General features: G+C 50.8%; 18 protein-coding genes and 1 tRNA gene. 13 read left to right on the forward strand and 6 right to left on the reverse strand.

All coding sequences use genetic code 11. From position 1 onward, the window contains the following. Positions 1-198: 198 nt before the first annotated feature. The 5 genes from ACXJJA_RS01045 to argC form a co-directional block, all read right to left on the reverse strand. Entirely contained in the window at positions 199-1044 is an 846-nt protein-coding gene (locus ACXJJA_RS01045; RefSeq protein ID WP_456486372.1) for an MBL fold metallo-hydrolase, read from the reverse strand. A gap of 12 nt (positions 1045-1056) precedes the next feature. Then, positions 1057-1461, reverse strand: a complete 405-nt coding sequence (locus ACXJJA_RS01050; RefSeq protein WP_456486373.1) for a NifB/NifX family molybdenum-iron cluster-binding protein — start codon at positions 1459-1461, stop codon at positions 1057-1059. 47 nt (positions 1462-1508) lie between these two features. Next, positions 1509-1790 (reverse strand): hypothetical protein, encoded by a 282-nt coding sequence (locus ACXJJA_RS01055; RefSeq protein WP_456486374.1) that lies wholly within the window; start codon positions 1788-1790, stop codon positions 1509-1511. Beyond that, entirely contained in the window at positions 1790-2704 is a 915-nt protein-coding gene (locus tag ACXJJA_RS01060; RefSeq protein ID WP_456486375.1) for an amidohydrolase family protein, read from the reverse strand. The genes ACXJJA_RS01055 and ACXJJA_RS01060 overlap by 1 nt, the downstream gene beginning before the upstream one ends. A 73-nt stretch (positions 2705-2777) precedes the next feature. Further along, positions 2778-3821, reverse strand: a complete 1044-nt coding sequence (gene argC / locus ACXJJA_RS01065) for an N-acetyl-gamma-glutamyl-phosphate reductase (protein WP_456486376.1) — start codon at positions 3819-3821, stop codon at positions 2778-2780. A gap of 81 nt (positions 3822-3902) precedes the next feature. Here argC and ACXJJA_RS01070 point away from each other — a divergent pair, with 81 nt between their 5' ends. Then, positions 3903-5060, forward strand: a complete 1158-nt coding sequence (locus ACXJJA_RS01070; RefSeq protein ID WP_456486377.1) for a thiolase family protein — start codon at positions 3903-3905, stop codon at positions 5058-5060. Positions 5061-5527: 467 nt separating this feature from the next. Here ACXJJA_RS01070 and ACXJJA_RS01075 read toward each other — a convergent pair whose 3' ends face one another. Next, on the reverse strand, positions 5528-6172 hold the full coding sequence (locus ACXJJA_RS01075) for an MBL fold metallo-hydrolase (RefSeq protein ID WP_456486378.1): 645 nt from the start codon (positions 6170-6172) through the stop codon (positions 5528-5530). Positions 6173-6230: 58 nt separating this feature from the next. Here ACXJJA_RS01075 and ACXJJA_RS01080 point away from each other — a divergent pair, with 58 nt between their 5' ends. From ACXJJA_RS01080 to ACXJJA_RS01135, 12 genes are all read left to right on the forward strand, one after another. Then, entirely contained in the window at positions 6231-6746 is a 516-nt protein-coding gene (locus ACXJJA_RS01080; RefSeq protein ID WP_456486379.1) for a nicotinamide-nucleotide adenylyltransferase, read from the forward strand. Between the two features lie 194 nt (positions 6747-6940). Then, positions 6941-8005 carry a thiamine pyrophosphate-dependent enzyme gene (locus ACXJJA_RS01085; protein ID WP_456486380.1) on the forward strand — a complete coding sequence of 355 codons (1065 nt, stop codon included), beginning with the start codon at positions 6941-6943 and terminating at the stop codon, positions 8003-8005. A 5-nt stretch (positions 8006-8010) separates the two neighbouring features. Further along, entirely contained in the window at positions 8011-9159 is a 1149-nt protein-coding gene (locus tag ACXJJA_RS01090; protein ID WP_456486381.1) for a transketolase C-terminal domain-containing protein, read from the forward strand. Then, positions 9144-9752 carry a 2-oxoacid:acceptor oxidoreductase family protein gene (locus ACXJJA_RS01095; RefSeq protein WP_456486382.1) on the forward strand — a complete coding sequence of 203 codons (609 nt, stop codon included), beginning with the start codon at positions 9144-9146 and terminating at the stop codon, positions 9750-9752. Before ACXJJA_RS01090 ends, ACXJJA_RS01095 begins: the two co-directional genes overlap by 16 nt. A gap of 14 nt (positions 9753-9766) precedes the next feature. Then, positions 9767-10042, forward strand: coding sequence for a 4Fe-4S binding protein (locus ACXJJA_RS01100; protein ID WP_456486383.1), 276 nt, complete (start codon positions 9767-9769; stop codon positions 10040-10042). Beyond that, a tRNA-Ser gene (locus tag ACXJJA_RS01105) sits at positions 10043-10177 on the forward strand. 36 nt (positions 10178-10213) lie between these two features. Beyond that, positions 10214-10417, forward strand: a complete 204-nt coding sequence (locus ACXJJA_RS01110; protein WP_456486384.1) for a hypothetical protein — start codon at positions 10214-10216, stop codon at positions 10415-10417. Between the two features lie 89 nt (positions 10418-10506). Beyond that, complete coding sequence (locus ACXJJA_RS01115) at positions 10507-10920, forward strand: hydrogenase iron-sulfur subunit (RefSeq protein ID WP_456486385.1); 414 nt, start codon at positions 10507-10509, stop codon at positions 10918-10920. A gap of 8 nt (positions 10921-10928) precedes the next feature. Further along, complete coding sequence (locus ACXJJA_RS01120) at positions 10929-11933, forward strand: NADH-quinone oxidoreductase subunit B family protein (RefSeq protein WP_456486389.1); 1005 nt, start codon at positions 10929-10931, stop codon at positions 11931-11933. Next, on the forward strand, positions 11934-13394 hold the full coding sequence (locus ACXJJA_RS01125) for a Ni/Fe hydrogenase subunit alpha (RefSeq protein WP_456486386.1): 1461 nt from the start codon (positions 11934-11936) through the stop codon (positions 13392-13394). It begins immediately after the preceding gene. A gap of 105 nt (positions 13395-13499) precedes the next feature. Further along, entirely contained in the window at positions 13500-13748 is a 249-nt protein-coding gene (locus ACXJJA_RS01130) for a hypothetical protein (protein ID WP_456486387.1), read from the forward strand. Continuing rightward, positions 13720-16370: hypothetical protein (locus ACXJJA_RS01135; RefSeq protein WP_456486388.1), on the forward strand; the 2651-nt coding region annotated here is incomplete at its 3' end. The genes ACXJJA_RS01130 and ACXJJA_RS01135, both read left to right, overlap by 29 nt.

The raw sequence follows: 16370 nt of genomic DNA on the forward strand, positions 1-16370 counted from the left end.
GGTCTTAAAATGCGAAAATGTGGGTTTGCAGCCGACCGTGATGTTGTCGGAGCTGGAATATCCGCTCAAGAGCCTTGAAGATGTGGGGAGTTCCGTTCCCGCTCCCCCGAAAGCCAGCCGATGAAGATGGGAGGAGGGGAGCCCACCCGTTACGAAATTAACACCCTACACGCTCTCAACGGATAGGCAGAACGGGAGTTACTCAACGGACAGCACCGTGCCGGCAGCATTGAAGAGAAATTTTTCTTTAAGCGCCTCTGCGAACTTCAGGGCGACACGCATGCTCGTGCAGTGCGAGACGCCGACCAGCGAAACGGCGTGCCGCTTCAACCATCTTAGCGTCTCGTTTATCCTGCGCTCGCTTGCGCCGAGGAGATGCGTGCCGCCAACGACGCCGTAAATCTTGGAGGCGCCAGTAAGCTCAAGGGCGTGTTCCAGAGTGTTTATCATGCCTGCGTGCGCACAGCCCAGCACCACAAACAAACCCCTCTCATCAAGGTCTATCACCAAAGCTTGGTCGTCTCGCACCTCATCCTGCTTCAAGCCTGAATCCCGCACGTAAAGGCTTTTATCCCCCTTCTCAAAGCTCACCACCCTTTTCACCTCGCCTGTGGTCATGACGTTCGACGACAGCCGTAACGCCTTCTCTTGAAGCTCGAAGCGTGCTCCAAAGCTCTCAAGTTTATCCTTAGCGTAAGGGATGCCGACATACCGCTCCTTACCGTCCCGCACCACGTATTTCTTCTGAAAGATGTCGGGGTGCGCTATGACCCTTGTCTTTCTTATACCGCCCCTGCTGAGACGCCGCAACACGTAAAGAAGCCCGCCAGTGTGGTCGTAGTGCCCATGACTCAGCACGATGGCGTCAACGTCCAAAGAGACGCCTAAAACGTCTGCATTATTGACGACCGAAATGCTTTGGCCGGTATCGAAGAGAATCCTAACGTCTTCAGTCTCGATAAGAGCGGAAAAGCCATGCTCTGCGAGTATGCCCTCGCGAACTGCGGCGATATTGTCGCAAAGTGTCGTTATTTTAAGCATCATCTCTCAAACAAGCTACCGTTCGTCGTGCTCTGCGCAAGTGTCGTGTTCTGCGCATTCGTCGTGAACACCTGCGTGTACGCATTCCGCCTTTTCAAGTTTCAGCAGCCGCCCTGCCTTGAATGCCTCCACCGCCTCTTTGACTTTGCCTTTTGCGCCAACGTAAACGGAAATTCCAAACCTCATGAGGCGTTCGGCGGCGAACGCACTTATGCCGTTACAGACGACCGCACCGACGTCGCTGTTCATTATGATTTCGGAGGTTATTCTGCTGCCGTCACAACCATCTTTGAAGCCTTGAATGATGCAGACACTGCCGCTCTCAAGCTCGACGAGCGTGAACGTTGGCGAAAGTCCGAAGTTCCAGAATACTTCGCTCTCAAGCCCCTTTTCTCCGAGCGTCGGCACGCAAATTCTCATTTCACCCCTCCACTTTAACTCAACTTAACTCCACCCCTCACTTAATTCTATCGCGTTTCAATCCGTGCATGAGCCCTACCGTTCTCATCTAATTCAAGCATCAAGAAAGCATCTTCGCCCTTAGCTTGAAGCTCTTCAAGCTCCGCCCTATATCTGCGGATGTCCATCTCCTCTAAAAACTTGCGTAGTAATTCTATTTTCAGTTCAAGCTCCTCCGCTGCCCCCTCAAGCCGCATATACTCGTCAACTGCCCGCCAGTATTCATGTTTTGCGACAGTCTCCACGCACTTGCCACGTTCCGCTCTTAGCACGAGTCTGAACCGCCTCATCAAAGCCCAAACACTTTGATTGCATTCTCTCTCAAAACTCTCCTTTTCGTTTCGTCCTTAAGCGGCAGCTCCAAGAATTCCTTCTTACAGCGTGTCAGCCCGAAGCCGTTCGTCGCCCAAAGCACTTTATCACGCCCGCGACGGTCCATGAAATCAATGATTTGCGGCATCCGCCTTGCCACGTCGCTCGGGTAGTAGGCGCCGATGTTCCCGTAAACATGCGGATGCCGCCAGAGCATCGAAATCCACTCGTCCACCCACGGCCAGCCCGTGTGCGTCAACACTATTTCCAAGTCCGGAAAATCAATTGCAACCTCGTCCACATACATTGGGTGTCCGGGCTCGCTTGGCAGTGGCTCTGCGGAATGCCCCACTTGCATGCATACCGGTATTTCGAGCTCGAGACATTTGGCATACAGCGGATAGCACTTCTTGTCATTCGGTCTAAGCCCGAAGCTTATCGGGTGGAACCACACATACTTGAAGCCGTAGTCGCGAACTGCAGTTTCCACCTCTTTGAGGCTCTCCTTTATCCTGAACGGGTTGTAGCCTGCCCCACCGATTATTCTACCGTCAGCCGCGTCGCAGAGCTTGACGAGCTGCTCCAGCGGTATGTGGCACATCTCAGTATGCTCCCGCACCGACCAAATTATCATCTGGTCCATGAAGACGTATTCCACACCTATCTCGTCCATTTCCTGTAGCATAGCCTCGACAGAGCCCTTACCGAGGTCTGCGAGGACTCTCCAAAGCTCGCTCGGCTCTTTTATGCCGAGCTTTCGCATTACGCCGCCGAAAGTCGTTATCCCCATTATCTGAAATTCATAATGCCGAAACACCTCTTTCGCAATCTCAGGGTCGCAGTAGTAAGCTCTACACATCGTATCTATTGCCTGGACATCTTTCAATTCCATGCTCGCACCCAAAATGTCATGTTTAATAATTTGGCTTTAAATGTGTTGTTTTCGCTCGCAGCTCTCAGTGACATCATGGTGTCAAGCTTGGCGTGTGCAGCCCCGTGGTTTCGACAAGCCCGAACATCAAGTTCATGTTTTGAACTGCCTGCCCGGCGCCGCCCTTTACGAGGTTATCAATAGCTGAAACCACAACAATGCGCATTGCATCCTCGTCTACCCAGAAGCCGATGTCGCAGAAGTTCGTGCCACGAACGTAGCTTAATGACGGCATTCTCTCACCGAAAATCCTTATGAATGGCTTCCCCTCATAAAAGCGTTCATAGAGGCTATTAAGCTGCTCTGGCGTGGGCACGCTCACGCCGTCACGCAGGAGGACGTGCGCCGTCGTCAGAATACCACGAATGCACGGGATGACGTGCGGCGTGAAGCTTACTTTCAGCGTTGCGGAAGCGGAAGACGAGGCGGAGGCGAGACGTGCCAGCTCCATTTTTATCTCGGCGACGTGCCTGTGTTTAGTTACGTTGTAGGGAATGATGTTCTCAGCGAGATTGGGGAAATGCGAGCGTTCCGAGGGCTCGGCACCACCCCCGGAGATTCCTGACTTCGCATCGAAGACCGCATGAGCGACGATGCCCTCCGCAACGAGCGGCGCTACCGCAAGGACGGCGCCCGTTGGGTAACAGCCGGGGTTTGCAACGAGCCTTGCATCTTTTATCTCGGCAGTGTGAAGCTCCGTAAGCCCATAAACCGCAATTCTCGGGTCTTCGTGCTTCTTTTTGTAAATTTTTTCGTATTCCTGCGGGTTAAGCCTATAATCCGCGCTCAAGTCCACGACGCTTGCGTTTTCCAAGATTTTCGGCACATAGCTCATTGCGGCGCCGTGCGGCACTGCCGTGAAAACGATGTCTGCCCGCTTTGAAAGCTCGACGGCGTCCACGTCCTCGAATTTGAGGTCAGTGAAGCCTTGGAGGTGTGGGAGCACGTCGCCGACCCGCAAACCTTTAAAGCGTCTTGAGGTCACCGCCACGAGCTCGGCGTCGGGATGCATAAGCAGGAGGCGGACAAGCTCCATGCCGATGTAGCCAGATGCTCCGATGACTGCCGCCTTTATCATGCCAAAAAGTTAGTGTGTGAGTTTAAGAATCTGCTTGGTTTCAAAATGGAAGATTAAAATGGGAGGTAAGAAGGTTAGTTGATGAACAAAGTTGCAATTATCGGGTGCGGGGCGCTGAGCATTGGGAAATATCCAAAGAGTCCCGAGAACGAGCTTGCGCTCGAGGTCATCAGGCTGGCACTTGAGGATGCGAGCGTGTCGAAGGACGAAATTGAAGGGCTTTACGCAACGCCGAACTACATAACGACGCTCGGTTTGCACCTCTCGGTGCTCGCCGAGTACATACGGATTTCGCCGAAGTCCATGGCGGAGATAGGCTGCGGGGGCGTCGCTGCCGGGCTCACGCTGAAATACGCAGCGAACGAAATCATGCTGCGAAATGTGAAAGTGGCGGTGTGCTTCGGCGCCGTCCGCGAGCACAGCCTTGGCATCTTCAAGCGTCAGGACTTTCTGGATATGTTCGAACCGCTAACACGGGTTTATGCGCGGGGTGGCGTTATCTGGGCATATGCTTGTTCTGCCCGCCGCTACATGCACGAGTTCGGGGCGACGGAGGAGCATTTTGCGCTCGCGGCAGTCAGAGACCGTAATGCCGCAACGAAAAATCCCCTTGCATATTTTAGGGAGAAAATAACAGTGGATGACGTTTTGAAATCTCCGATGCTAAGCTCGCCGATAAAGCTTTTAGACGCCTCAGCAGCAAGGGACGGCGCCGCCGCCGTCGTGCTTTGCGCTGCGGAAGACGCTCGCAAATACACCGACACGCCAATTTACATTAAAGGCATAGGCGAGCATCACGACAACTCCGCCTTCGTGCCGACTGACCGCTGTAAGTCCATCACGAGCTTTGAAGCAAATATTTTGGCGGCTCGCAGGGCGTTCGAGGCTGCGAAGCTCGAACCAAAGGACGTGGACGTCGCTGAGGTTTACGCGCCGTTCAGCCCGCAAGAACTGATGGTGCCCGAAGATTTAGGTTTCTTTGAGAAAGGCGAGATGGTAAAAGCCATCGAAGAGGGCGAGACTGAGGTCGGCGGCAGAATTCCAATAAATACGGACGGCGGGCTCCTCTCACGGGGACATCCTGCGATGGCGACACCATTTTACGAGACGATCTCCATAATAAAGCAGCTACGGGGCGAAGCCCCGAATCAAATCGCCGGCGCAGAAATTGGCCTCATGCACTGCGAAGGGGGCATGCTTAATAACGCTATGGTCTTCATTCTTGAAAGGGAAGACTAATGCTTTCAACATTTTTGTTGTTATGAGAGACGGATTGATCGGGAATTGTGGATATACCCAAAGATTTAACAATAGGACTAAGTAGTGTTGGCAAGGCTCCAACTGGTGTGCAGTCAGATGGCGTTGTTCTCAAGCCTTTATTGTGGTCAGATGATACGACCTACACGTCATACGCACTGAAACCCATAGCACCTGCGCCGGAATTTCCAACAGTAGCGTTGCCAGCAGTAATGATAGTGTTTGGCGTTGCGTTACTAGTAATTAGAAGGGGAATGGACTTTTAACTCTAAAAAATCTTTTCTACTCTTATTTTTTAGGCAAGTAGGGATTAAAAGAAAATACTTAGAACAAGTTTTGACTTTTAATCGCTGCCTGTGTCCATTATATCGGCACTTAACAGAATAGCGCCATACTTACAGCTCTGCCATCATAAGTTGCTGTTCTCAACTGTTGTTCATTTGCTCAGTCTAATGCTGCCAATCCAAGACGACGACTTCCATTTCCGCCGGCAGCGTTTCCTTTGTTACTTTTAGCATCTTCTCCCTTCTCACCTTCTTACTTTTAAGGAAAGGCTCCACACCGCTGACCGGAAGCTTCAAGGGCGGCGTCTTGAAGTGCATCGGAATTACGATCTTAGGCGAAAATTGCGAAACAACCTTATCGGCGTCGTCGGCGTCAATCGTGAACGTGCCGCCCACAGGAACGAACAAAACGTCTATGCCAGCAGCTGCGGCTCTTATTTCGTTTAGATGCTCCTCCTCAAGAACATGCCCAAGGTCGCCGAGATGGCAAAGTGCCACGCCGTCAACTTCAAACACGAACACCGTGTTCTCACCACGCTGCGCGCCCTTTACGGCATCATGATACGTCCTAACACCATAGAACTTAATGCCTTTAGCCACGTGCTCGCCGACGCCCCTGACGACTTCGGGACGCCCTCGCACCACTGTAATGTTATTATGGTCGTAATGCTCGTGGCTCACGAGGATTACGTCCGCCGCAACGTCGAGGCGGGGGTAGCCGATGCTCTCGTCAAAGGGGTCAGTAACTATTATCTTGCCCTCTTCCGATATTATTTCAAAGCAAGCATGCCCATGCCATATTATTTCCATGTAACAAGATTAACTAACTCCAAATATTTAAGGGGGCTCATTTAAGGGGGGGCTCAAGATGAGGGCGCTCTACATAGGCAGGTTCCAGCCTTACCATAAAGGGCATCACTTCGTCATAAAAGAAATAGCATCGCAATTTGATGAGATAGTAATAGTTATCGGCTCGGCGCAGAAGAGCCACGAGCTTTCCGACCCGTTCACGGCGGGCGAGCGTTACATAATGATTTCAAAGTCGCTGCGGGATGACGGCGTCTTGAATTATTACATAGTGCCGGTGATAGATGTGAACAGGAATGCGGTCTGGGTTTCCCACATAGAATCGCTGATACCGCCTGTGGATGTCGTATTCACGAACAATGCTCTCGTGGAGAGACTTTTCAAGGAGGAAGGCTACGAAGTCAGGAAATCGCCGTTCTTTAACCGCCGTGAGTATTCCGGCACGGAAATCAGGCGGCGGATGCTAAATGGCGAATCTTGGGAAGACCTCGTGCCTAAGGCCGTTGTGGAGGTTGTAAAGGAAATAGATGGCGTCGGAAGGCTGAAGGACTTAGCAAGGACCGACATCTTAAAGTAACATGGCGGCGACAGAAACTTTTATATAATAGTGGCTTATAGGGTTATGAAAGCATGAAAGATTTTAGTCTGAGGCGGCACCGTGAAGTCTCGAGGGTTGCTGTCTCAGCTGTTGCTCTCCTTTTATTGTTATTAGTGCGTATTATTATAGTGCGTGTGGGCGTGCGTGCTTAAGCACGTGCGCCGTGCGTCGTCGTGCTGCTTTTTGCACCCTACATCCTTTTGGCTTTTTGCGGTGCGGCGGCGTTCTGCGGCGCGCTCAACATTGTGGTGGTCTCTATGGTCGAAGTGCTGGGAAAAGAGGAGCACGGGGGAATGAAGGCGGAAAAAAGAGAGGTAAGAGGCGCAAGATGGCTGGCAGCGGTGCCTGAGGACGAATACGTGCTGAAGGGCAACTCCGCATGTGCAGGCTGCACTGCGATGATAGCATTGCGCTACGCACTTAAGGCGTCGAGAGCCACGGGCAGGAAGACGCTGCTCCTTGTGGGGGCGTGCTGCATGGTCGTCTGCGAGGGCGTCTATCCGAACACCGCTTACAACGTCCCGACGCTCGACACGGCGTTCGCGTGCACTGCCTCTATGGCCAGTGGCGTCGAAGCCGCACTTAAAAGCTTCGGGCGGCGGGATGTGAACGTCATAGCGTTCGCAGGCGACGGTGGCACCGTGGACATCGGCATTCAAGCGCTCTCCGGCGCCGTCGAGCGGGGACATAATTTCCTCTACGTCTGTTACGATAACGAAGCTTATTGCAACACTGGCATGCAACGCTCTGGTGCGACGCCGCTCTGCGCAAGAACGACTACGACGCCCAGCGGCAAACGGGAAAAAAAGAAGGATGTTCCGAGAATCGTAGCGGCACATGACATTCCATACGTGGCGACAGTATGTCCCTCCTACCCCATGGACCTTTATGAGAAGTTCAAAAAGGCGCTCTCCATCGAAGGTCCGAAATACATACACGTGTTGACGCCATGTCCTGTGAGCTGGAGGTTTCCAACGAGTAAAGGCATAGAGATGGGAAAGCTTGCCGTCAGGACTGGGATGTGGACGCTTTACGAGGTGGAGCATGGCGTCTTCAGGCTGAGTGCACCGAGCCGCCGTGTCGTTTTGAACGGCGACGTCCTCCCCGTAGAAAAATATTTGAGGGCGCAGGGGCGTTTTAATGGAATCACTGACGAAGAGGTAGAGAGAATACAGAAAACCGTTTATCAGGAGCTGGAAAGGCTTAAGGAGGCAACTGCTCGCCGCAGATTGTGGTGAGGGAGATGCAGGAAGAAGTGGTGTTCGTCACAGGGAACGAAGCGGTTGCGAGAGCCGTGAAACTGGCGAAGCCGAACGTGATAGCCGCATACCCGATCACGCCGCAAACCGAAATTGTGGAGGTGCTTGCGAGATACGTGGAGAGGGGAGAACTCAGGTCGGAGTATATTCACGTGGAGAGCGAGCATTCTGCGATGGCAGCGTGCATCGGTGCGGCGTCGATGGGCGCTCGTGTCTTCACGGCGACGGCGGCACACGGCTTCCTTTACATGTGCGAGATGATTTTCTGGGCAAGCATCGCAAGACTCCCCATCGTCATGGCGAACGTGAACCGCGCGCTGGCGCCCGGCTGGAACATCTGGGCGGAGCTCAAGGACGCAATGGCGCACAGGGACGCGGGCTGGATTCAGTTTTATACGGCGTCCATTCAGGAAGCCTACGACACGACGCTCATGGCTTTCAGGGTTGCTGAGGACCGTAGAGTGATGCTGCCGACGATGGTGAACCTTGAAGGTTTCGTGTTGAGCCACGTGATGCAGCCGCTTCGCCTCGTTGACGAGGCTGCGTATGATGAATTCTTGCCGCCTGTGAGGATTCCGCACGCTTTGAATTTTGAGCGTCCGCACACGCTCGGCACGCTAATCTCGCCAGAGCACAACTTCCTCGTGCAGTATGACAACAACAAATGCATGAGAGCGGCGGACGACGTGATCGCTGAGACAGAGCGAGAGTTCGAGAAAATAACCGGTCGTAGATACAGTGCGGTGATGAAGTATCGCTGCGAAGATGCGGAGACGCTCGTGATAGCGATGGGAACGCTAGCGAGAGAGGCGGAGGTGGCGTGCGATTCGCTGAGAGATAAAGGTGAAAAAATAGGCGTGTTGCGGCTGCGACAGCTCCGGCCTTTCCCGAAGGCGTTCGCAGAGGAGGTAAAGAGGCTGCCCGCTGAACGTTTCATAATAATCGATAGAGCATATTCCTCGGGCTACGGCGGCATCCTCGCCGAGGAGGTGAAGGCGAGATTGTATGATTTGGGGATAATAAAGGAGGTGAAAAGCATAATTGCAGGTCTCGGCGGGCAAGATGTCCCGCATGAGGCGCTTGAAAAACTGTTCATGGATAAGCAAGGTGGTGAGACATGGTATGGAGTGTAAGTGCTAAGGAAGCCGCAAGTGAGAGCGACGCCGTAAGAGCAGGGACAAGAAGAGTAATAGAAATACGGCTCCACTCAAGGGGTGGACAGGGTGGCGTGACCGCTGCGAAGATGCTTGCTGTCGCAGCGTTCCTCGAGGGCAAATATAGCACCGCTTCCTCTTTCTATGGGGCGGAGCGCAGGGGTGCGCCGACGGTCTCGTTCACGAGGATCAGCGACCACGAGATAAGAAAGTATAGTCAAATACGAAGACCAGACTGCGTCATCGTAATGGATCCCACAGTCATTGACGCCGTTGATGTGACGGAAGGGCTAAAGCCGGGCGGAAAACTCCTGATAAACACCGAAAACAACATAGACGCTGACAAATTCGAGGATTACGAAGTTTACACGGTGAACGCCACGAAGATTTCCTTGGACTTCGACCTAAAAGTCGCAGGCGCCCCGGTGTTGAACGTCCCGATTGTAGGTGCGGTTGCGAAGATGGGCATAGTGCGCCTTGACGCTGTGCGGGGTGCCATCCTGAAAATGTTCCCCAACGAGAAGAACGTCGCTGCGGCAGAAGTAGCCTACAAGATGGCAGCAATGCTCTAAGGGGGCTCTCGGCAATGGAGATAAAGGTTACTATCTCTTACCCCAAAATAGGGGCGTCTGGGAAGACCGGCAGCTGGCGCACGTTCAAACCCGTGCGTGATGAAAACAAGTGCGTGCGCTGCATGCTGTGCTACGTGTATTGCCCGGAGGTCGTTATAGATAAAGAGATAAACATAGATTATGACTACTGTAAGGGCTGCGGGATTTGCGCTAATGAGTGCCCGACCGACGCAATAAGGATGGTAGAGGAGGCGTCGACGAAAGAGGAATATAAAATAATCTCGATTTAAGCCGAGGTTGCCGAGCGGACTAAGGCGTCGGCCTTGAGCGGGTTGGCAGTGGCTGGCGTCGTTCGTAGGACCTTGCCAATCCGAGGTGAGCCGATGCCCCTCTGGGGCGCGTGGGTTCAAATCCCACCCTCGGCGTTGGTTTTTTATGTAGCTGTGCAATCCTTAACCATTATGAAGATAACGACTGTGGTGTTCATAGCCCTTCTGGTATTGTTTTTCGTGTTACCGATACTATCGGGGTATGCCGGCATGCCCACGGGTATCGGTCCGCGAGAGATAGGCGAATTCGCTGGTGGCGTGCTCCGCTACTGGCTTATTGTCCTCAGCAAGGTGTTTCATGCAATTTTCACCCCCGCACCCTTTTCAGCAATCTGACCAAGTTCCGCACGGGATAAAAACAGAAAATTTAAATGTGTTCCGAAAGTGGCTATTTTTAGAGCTTTAAACGCAAACAGGGGAGAAGCATGAGCTTTGAGCCTAAGATAATAGGGTTTGCATGCAACTGGTGCACGTATGCGGGCGCCGACCTCGCAGGGACGTCAAGACTGAAATACCCGCCGAACATCCGGCTCATAAGGGTGATGTGCACCGGGCGCATCGACCCGGAGTTCATTCTTGCTGCATTCGCGCGTGGTGCCGATGGTGTTTTCGTCGGTGGCTGCCATCCTGGCGATTGTCATTACATGAGCGGAAACTACAAGGCGAAACGGCGCATTGAGCTTCTGCGGAAGATGCTGGCGCAGCTCGGAATCTCGCCAGAGCGGCTCCGTATGGAGTTCATTTCCGCGGCGGAGGGTGCGAAGTTCGCTCAAGTTATTAGGGAGTTCACTGAGAAGTTGAAAGAATTAGGACCGAGTCCGCTGAAGGCAGAGGAGTAGTGGTGGAGATGGCAGAAGGTAAGAAGGTGAAATTGGCGCTTTACTGGGCAGCGACGTGCGGCGGTTGCGACGTGGCGACGCTCGACATCGAGGAGCGCATCCTCGACTTGGCGGCAATCGCTGACATTGTTCTCTGGCCGGTGGCGATGGACTTCAAATACGAGGACGTTGAAACACTGGAGGACGGAAGCGTGGACATTTGCCTCTTCAACGGAGCGGTGCGGCTCGGCGAGCACGAGGAGCTCGCAAAGCTCCTGCGACAGAAATGCAAGGTGATGGTCGCCTTCGGGAGCTGTGCGTGCTTTGGCGGCATTCCGGGGCTGGCGAATGTCGCCAATCGCGAGCAGATTTTCAACATAGCGTATAAGGAGACCGTATCAACGGAAAACCCGGAGGGCGTGACGCCACAGACCGAGCTTGAGGTTGATGGGAAGAAGTTGACGCTTCCGGTGTTTTTTGACGAGGTATTTGCGCTGGACAGAGTTGTTGACGTGGACTACTACGTGCCGGGGTGTCCGCCGGCGGTAGAGCGGATAAACGACTTGGTAGATATAGTAGCGAAGTATGCGGAGACGGGCGAGCTGCCGCCGAAGGGTGCAGTCATAGCGTCGGAGAAGGCGCTGTGCGAGGAGTGTCCAAGGAAGCGGGAGGAAAAGCGGATAAAAGAGATTCGAAGGCCGCAAGATTTCCTGCCGGATACTGAGAAGTGCCTGCTAGAGCAGGGTCTCATTTGTCTGGGACCGGCGACGAGGGGCGGTTGCGGCGCCCGCTGCATAAATGCAAACATGCCGTGTCGTGGCTGCTACGGACCGACCGCAGCTGTCCGCGATCACGGCGCCTCGGTCCTCTCGGCGATTGCTTCGGTCTTGGGGTTGGAAGAGGAGACTGAGCTGACGGAGGAACAGCTCACTGCCATCACCGACCAGATAAAAGACCCGCTCGGCACGTTTTACCGGTTCACGTTGCCTGTTGCGTTGCTGAACAAAGTTGTGCAGAAAAAGGAGGTGGAGTAGATGAGGGAGGTTGTAATTTCGCCAATCACGAGACTTGAAGGGCACGGGAAAATCACTATATTCTTGGACGATGCAGGAAACGTCGCCGATGCATATTTCCAAGTTGTGGAGCTACGAGGCTTCGAGCGTTTTTGCATCGGGCGACCCGTGGAGGAGTTGCCGAGAATCACGCCTCGCATCTGCGGTGTGTGTCCGTGGGCACACCACATGGCTTCGACGAAAGCATGTGACGCCGTTTACAAGGCTGAGCCGACGCCTGCCGCCAAGAAAATCAGGGAAATGGCATACTGCGCGCACATGATGCACTCGCACCAACTGCACTTCTATGCCCTCGCCGCCCCCGACTTCGTGGTCGGCGCCGGCGCGCCGAAGGCTGAACGCAACGTCCTCGGACTCATTCAGAAAGTCGGGCTGGAGACTGGAAAGCTCGTGATTAAGAACAGGGGCTACGCACAACGCATTCAGGAAATCGTCGGCGGGAAGGCGACACATCCGGTATGCGGCGTGCCGGGCGGCGTTGCAAGACCGCTGACCGACGAGGAGCGTGCGGAGATCGAGGAGAAGGGGAAGTCGCTGCTCGAATTCGGAAAGACATCGCTTGAAATATTCGACAACCTCGTGTTGAAGGACAAGGAGCTTGTTGACCTGATAGCTGGCGACGTTTATTACCACGAGACGTATTACATGGGACTTGTGGACAAAAACAACAAGGTGAACTTCTACGACGGCGATGTTCGTGTCGTGGACCCCGAAGGGCGGGAGTATGCGAAGTTCCCGCCTGCGAAGTATTTGGACTACATTGCAGAGCACGTCGAGCCTTGGAGCTACCTGAAGTTCCCGTATCTCAAGGGTGTTGGCTGGAAAGGACTCGTGGACGGCAAGAATTCCGGCGTTTACCGGGTGAACACGCTTGCAAGGCTGAATGCTGCTGATGGTATTGCGACACCGCTCGCCCAAGAAGCCTACGAGAAGTTCTATGAGTTCTTTGGGAAGAAGCCCGTTCATAATACGCTGGCGTTCCACTGGGCGAGGCTCGTCGAGAATTTATACGCTGCGGAACGCCTCATGGAACTAATTCAGGACTCGGAAATAACGTCGAAAGATGTGCGTGCTGAGCTTGGAGAGCCGGAGGAGGGCGTCGGCTGTGTCGAAGCTCCAAGGGGCACGCTCTTCCACCACTACTGGACGGACAACGAGGGCATCGTAACTAAGCTCAATCTAATCGTAGCGACCGGGCACAACAACGCTGCGATGTGTATGTCCATCAAGAAGGCGGCGCAGAAACTCATATCCGGAGGCGAAGTGAACGACAAGCTCCTGAACATGGTGGAGATGGCGTTCAGAGCGTATGACCCCTGCTTGGCGTGCGCCACGCATACGCTCCCCGGGCAGATGCCGCTCGAAGTCCTGATATACGACGCCGACGGCAACTTGGTGAAGAGATTGGCGAGGAACGTTTAGCTTCTTTATTTTCTTACTTTTTGTGAGACTTTTTGGACTTTCAGTTTTAGCTGAGCCCTTGTAGGAATTTGCAGTTAAGAAAGAGTAAGTTTTTCTATACTTGTGTTGATAGATATGCTTAGGGTCTGTGCAGCCCCGGATAAGAGGGACGCGCTTTGCGGGTGGCGGAAAGAGATGATGGAGTCGTTCTGGAAAAAGTTTTCATCCGAAGGGCGAAGTTTGGATATACTGCCAGAATGGGAGGATATATTAAGTTCGTATATGCCGCCAAATTGGGAGGATATACGTAATGCGTATATGAACGAGATAAGTGACATTGTGGAGCGTGGGAGGATTAATTATGACATGGATTGATGCCACAGATTTAGAAAATTGGGCTTCAAGACGAGATTCTCAAGAGTATTTACCGCTCGTCATTCGGCGTCTAATTAGAGCAACGGTAAATAAGATTGATTCTATATCCTTTCCTGCAGGGGAGAGTATAGTTTATCCAGGTTGGGATGGTAGACTAGAATCTAAAGAAGAAACAGAATATATTCCCAAAGGCTTGTCTTTATGGGAGCTTAGCACAAGAAAAGACATAAAAACAAAAGCAGAGGAAGATTATAAAAAGCGAAAGGAGACTCCTTTAGTACCAAACCCTTCTGAAGCTACATATATTTTCGTTACCCCAACAGTATGGAGTAATAAAGACAAATGGGTGGAAGAAAAAAATAAAGAAGAGTTCTGGAGAGATGTAAGAGTTTATGATGCCAGAGATTTAGAGGAATGGCTTGAACAAGCCCCTGCAGTTGGAGCATGGCTGGCTAAACATATTGGGAAATACCCACAGCAAAATGTTTATTCGCTTGAGGAGTGGTGGAACGAATGGAGCCTGGTAACACATCCACCTCTTCCACCAGAATTGGTTCTTGCCGGCAGGGATGAACAGATAGAAAAAGTTAAAAAATGGTTAAATTCTGACCCTTCACTTTTAGTTGTGCAAGCCTCAACAAAAGATGAAGCTTTAGCGTTTTTGTCAGCAGTTATTCTCACATTGCCAGAAGAAGAAAGAGAACACTTTTTATCTAAATCTATTGTTATTTCTGATAAAGAAGCCTTTAGGCATGTAACCACTACTTGTAAAAACAGTTTGTTATTAATGACTGAATTTGAAGAAATAGAAATCGTGCTCTCTCAACATAATCATTATGTTTTTGTTCCCATAAGTCCAGATAATACTGTTACAAAAGATAAAATTATATTACCAAGGATTGAAAGGGATGAATTTGTCTCTGCTTTGAGAAAGATGGGAATAAGAGAGGAAGACGCTGAAAAGCTTTCAAGGGATACGGCGAGAAGTTTAACGGTTTTGAGAAGACGTTTAAGTCCGATTAGTAAACAACCTGAATGGGCTAAACCGGAGAGAGCCAGAGAGATTCTTCCAGTTCTATTGGTTGGAAAATGGAATGAAAACAAACAAGGCGATAAAGAGATAATAAGTGAGATTGCGGGAATTCCATATGATGCATTTATTAGCACCCTTAAAAAATGGCTTTATAAACCAGATCCCCCCATATTAAAAATTGGTGAAATATGGCGTCTTACTTCTCCATTAGATGCATTCTTTGCTTTGTCTCCTTTTTTGACGAAAAATGACTTTAAAAAATTGAAGGAAGTTTCTCTTAAAGTCCTGCGTGAAGTAGATCCCTCACTTGACCTTGAACCAGAAAAAAGATGGATGGCTTCAGTATACGGGAAAGAATCTAAGTATTCAAAAACATTAAGAGAAGGAATTGTTCAAACACTTGTTTTAATTGCCGTTTTCGGTGATGACAAAAATATAGACTTATCATGTCCCCCACAAATCTGGGTGGATAGTGTAATCCGAGAACTTTTGAATAATGCCGATTGGAAACTTTGGTATTCTCTATCTGATGTGTTACCCCTTATAGCTGAAGCTTCTCCTTCTTCATTTCTTGAAGCTGTTGAAGATTCACTTTCACAGAAAGCACCTCCAATCATGGGAATGTTTTCTGAAACTGACGACACTTTAACTTCTCATAGTGCTCATCCAAGTTTACTTTGGGCTTTACAAGGTTTAACATGGGACCCTAATTTACTTGGAAAAGTGACTCTTATTCTCGGGAAACTTGCAAAGCTGGATCCGGGAGGGAAATTAGCTAATAGACCAATAAATAGTTTGAGGGATATTTTCCTTTTATGGCTTCCGCATACTTATGCCACAGTAGAACAGAGATTAGGAGCCGTAGATACTCTAATAAGGCGAGAGCCAGAAATTGGTTGGAAATTATTAATTAGCCTAATGCCCAGAAGTCATGATTTCTGTTCTCCCACACATAAACCTCGATGGCGTCAGGTTTCAAATAAGGCAGATAACAGAGTGACAATTAAAGAGTACAGAGAAAGTATTAGTGCAATAGTTGATAAAATACTAAAAAATGTTGGCAAAGACGGCAAAAAATGGGCAGAAATTATGGGGCATTACTCAGGTTTGCCTCTACAAGAAAGAGAAAAAATTCTCAGGGAATTATCAAGTTTAGTCGATCTAATTGATGATAGTCAGCTTGGTCTTTGGAATAAACTTAGAGAAATATTATCTGATCATCGTTCCTTCCATGATGCTAAATGGGCACTGCCTGAAAAAGAGTTGAGAGAAATTGAAGAGATTTATAATAAACTTGAGCCTGCTGACATAATAAAACGTTACATATGGCTTTTTGAAGATTACTGGCCTCACCTTCCTGAAGGAAAAGAAAGGGACGACTATAAAAAATTTGAGCAAATTGTCACAGGGAAAAGAATCAAAGCAATTCAAGATATTAAAGTTAAGTTAGGTATGGAGGGTTTAATTAAACTTGCTGAGGAAAGTAAAAATCCTTATATCGTAGGTACTACCACTGCAGAATTACCTTTGGCGGACGATGAGGAAGAATCTCTGTTTTTCTTCCTTAGTACAGAAGATAAAAAAGTTGC

It is taken from the genome of Candidatus Alkanophaga liquidiphilum (assembly GCF_053996935.1).

Coding starts and splice junctions, on each gene's coding strand:
- argC (WP_456486376.1), bottom strand. CDS start 3,821: ATGATAAAGGCGGCAGTCATCGGAGCATCTGGCTACATCGGCATGGAG.
- ACXJJA_RS01075 (WP_456486378.1), bottom strand. CDS start 6,172: ATGGAAATAATATGGCATGGGCATGCTTGCTTTGAAATAATATCGGAA.
- ACXJJA_RS01110 (WP_456486384.1), top strand. CDS start 10,214: ATGAAGATAACGACTGTGGTGTTCATAGCCCTTCTGGTATTGTTTTTC.
- ACXJJA_RS01125 (WP_456486386.1), top strand. CDS start 11,934: ATGAGGGAGGTTGTAATTTCGCCAATCACGAGACTTGAAGGGCACGGG.
- ACXJJA_RS01120 (WP_456486389.1), top strand. CDS start 10,929: ATGGCAGAAGGTAAGAAGGTGAAATTGGCGCTTTACTGGGCAGCGACG.
- ACXJJA_RS01100 (WP_456486383.1), top strand. CDS start 9,767: ATGGAGATAAAGGTTACTATCTCTTACCCCAAAATAGGGGCGTCTGGG.
- ACXJJA_RS01045 (WP_456486372.1), bottom strand. CDS start 1,044: ATGATGCTTAAAATAACGACACTTTGCGACAATATCGCCGCAGTTCGC.
- ACXJJA_RS01115 (WP_456486385.1), top strand. CDS start 10,507: ATGAGCTTTGAGCCTAAGATAATAGGGTTTGCATGCAACTGGTGCACG.
- ACXJJA_RS01055 (WP_456486374.1), bottom strand. CDS start 1,790: ATGAGGCGGTTCAGACTCGTGCTAAGAGCGGAACGTGGCAAGTGCGTG.
- ACXJJA_RS01050 (WP_456486373.1), bottom strand. CDS start 1,461: ATGAGAATTTGCGTGCCGACGCTCGGAGAAAAGGGGCTTGAGAGCGAA.
- ACXJJA_RS01080 (WP_456486379.1), top strand. CDS start 6,231: ATGAGGGCGCTCTACATAGGCAGGTTCCAGCCTTACCATAAAGGGCAT.
- ACXJJA_RS01095 (WP_456486382.1), top strand. CDS start 9,144: ATGGTATGGAGTGTAAGTGCTAAGGAAGCCGCAAGTGAGAGCGACGCC.
- ACXJJA_RS01070 (WP_456486377.1), top strand. CDS start 3,903: ATGAACAAAGTTGCAATTATCGGGTGCGGGGCGCTGAGCATTGGGAAA.
- ACXJJA_RS01060 (WP_456486375.1), bottom strand. CDS start 2,704: ATGGAATTGAAAGATGTCCAGGCAATAGATACGATGTGTAGAGCTTAC.
- ACXJJA_RS01090 (WP_456486381.1), top strand. CDS start 8,011: ATGCAGGAAGAAGTGGTGTTCGTCACAGGGAACGAAGCGGTTGCGAGA.